Source organism: Flavobacterium aureirubrum (assembly GCF_038739835.1).
Taxonomy (GTDB): domain Bacteria; phylum Bacteroidota; class Bacteroidia; order Flavobacteriales; family Flavobacteriaceae; genus Flavobacterium; species Flavobacterium aureirubrum.
This window is the reverse complement of the sequence record NZ_JBCGDO010000128.1, coordinates 1-298: the sequence shown is the minus strand read 5'-3', so window position 1 is coordinate 298 and position 298 is coordinate 1. Positions and strand designations below refer to the sequence as shown.

Below are 298 nucleotides of genomic sequence, written 5' to 3'. Positions count from 1 at the left end.
AACCTGGGAGATAGGCTTGAGTTCTTTGTATGTTTATTATGCCAAGCGTGACACCATTAACAGATTGAGTGAGATAAGTGGTTTTACTTTTTTTACTTTAGAACAACAATATGGATTGTGTTTAGACCATGCCATATATTCAGACAGCGATCGTTGGTTTTTATTGGGGAAATTACGCTTCCAAATTTTTCCATTGTATTATCATGGAATTGGTACAAATACGCCCAAAGAATATACTGCTAGTGTAGATGCTAATCAATTTTTCATAAAAGAAAGAATTTTAAAAAAAATAAAGAAA

At 31.9% G+C, this 298-nt stretch carries 1 pseudogene; it reads left to right on the top strand.

Annotated features, from left to right (window positions below):
• Window positions 1–298 (top strand): annotated as a pseudogene (locus WFZ85_RS16225) (BamA/TamA family outer membrane protein); the annotation flags it as partial.